Here is a 1,671-nt window from a genome sequence, read left to right on the forward strand (position 1 = left end):
CCTTGCCGGAAAGAAGATATAATAATATATGAAAAAGATTAATAGCTACGGAAAGGATGGTTAAAGGTGGAGGCTAATCTCGATTTACTGTTTACCCGCAGGAGCATCAGGAAATATACCGATCAAAAGATTCCCGACGAGCTGATAAAAATCATTCTTGCGGCGGGCATGGCTGCCCCCTCGGCAGGCAATGAAGAACCTTGGGAATTCATTGTAGTTGATGAGAGGGAAAAGATGATCGCAATCACAGAAGTTCATCCCTATTCAGCCATGCTGAGAAATGCCAGCCATTGCATCATTACTTGTGCCAATCCCGCAAAATTCAAATATCCTGAAGAATACTGGATTCAGGACTGTTCAGCAGCCACCCAGAATATGTTATTGGCGGCAAACGGACTGGGACTCGGAGCTGTCTGGCTGGCTACTTTTCCGAAGATGGATAGAGTTGAAGGAGTAAGAAGAATCTTTGCAATTCCCCCGGAGATAATTCCGGTCTCCATGATTTCCCTGGGTTACCCGGCGGAAAAGAAAGCCCCGAAAAAGGGCTGCAATGAGGCTCTGATCCATTGGAATAAGTACTAAACTAAGCTTTGCCCGGCCGGGAATACTCACAGGGCACCCCGGTCTGGCATTTACCGCAACCGTAGCGGGGAGCAAAGCGGTGCTCAACTTCCACATGAACAAAATGATGACAAGGGTCATGCTCTTTACCGTTCATGGTGATGGCATTTGCCGGGCAACGGCGGATACAGGAGCCGCACTTAGTGCAGTATTCATAAATATCCTGGTATTCACGGGGTGTAGGTTCATACTCCATACTGGTGATGACGCTTCCATACCTTCCTGCGCAGCCCTTTGCGGTAATCAGGGATTTGCTGAGGCCAAAGGTGCCCAGTCCGGCAACAAAAGCTGCATGCCTTTCGGACCAGTTACTGTTGTATCCGAAATTTTTAAAACGGGGATCCAGGGAGGGAGCCAAGGACTCGGCGCCTGCCTTCTTGAGCTCTGAGCATAGGAGCTCACGTAATCCGTTATTGCAAAACTCCCCTTCAAAACGCCCATGGAGCCACTCTATGGCCGGATAACCTCCTGAACGGTTGGCTTCTCTAACCTGAGAAGAAAAAGGGAGAAAGTAGGAGATGACAGTTTTAGCCCCGGGAAGCCATTCCTGAGGAGAAAGATAATGGGGGCCCACAACTCCCGGTTCCCTGAGCTTTTCAAAAAGAGGGTCTTGTGCCGAAGCGACGCCGAATATGGGCGGGTCATAGATCGGCATTCCATTTAGTTCTTGGTCGAAGTTTAAGGGGTTGGTGCGGATGAAATCCTCCGCAATTGTATAGAGCCTGGTAATCTCAGTCATGGTTTTCTCCTCCGCTAGTGCATGATACAGAAGATTTCTTTCTCACTGTTTGGAAATCCTCTTGCATTTGGGGAGATATTTTAAGAAATATTGTACATTTTTGGCGAATATCAGGAGAACCGGAAAAGATATATAATTGGTTGCAATACAACAAAAAACGCTCATTAGGAGCGGTCAGATAGGGATTTATAATTCCTAAAAAATTCGGCATAGTCGTTGATATTCGGCTATGCCGTTTTTTCGTTTATTTTGGTAAGTCGATAGCACCAATGCAGTTATAGAAAATTTGAATCCGCTGGGTTCTGCGGCCA

Annotated in this window: 2 protein-coding genes; one reads left to right on the forward strand and one right to left on the reverse strand. The window is 47.0% G+C overall.

Annotated elements, in window-relative coordinates:
- Positions 1-66 precede the first annotated feature (66 nt).
- On the forward strand, positions 67-582 hold the full coding sequence (locus GXX20_12720) for a nitroreductase family protein (GenBank protein ID HHW32511.1): 516 nt from the start codon (positions 67-69) through the stop codon (positions 580-582).
- A gap of 1 nt (position 583) precedes the next feature.
- Here GXX20_12720 and GXX20_12725 read toward each other — a convergent pair whose 3' ends face one another.
- Positions 584-1,360 (reverse strand): epoxyqueuosine reductase, encoded by a 777-nt coding sequence (locus GXX20_12725; GenBank protein ID HHW32512.1) that lies wholly within the window; start codon positions 1,358-1,360, stop codon positions 584-586.
- Between the last annotated feature and the right edge of the window lie 311 nt (positions 1,361-1,671).

The sequence above is a fragment of the Clostridiaceae bacterium genome (genome assembly GCA_012840395.1).
Lineage (GTDB): Bacteria > Bacillota > Clostridia > Acetivibrionales > DULL01 > DULL01.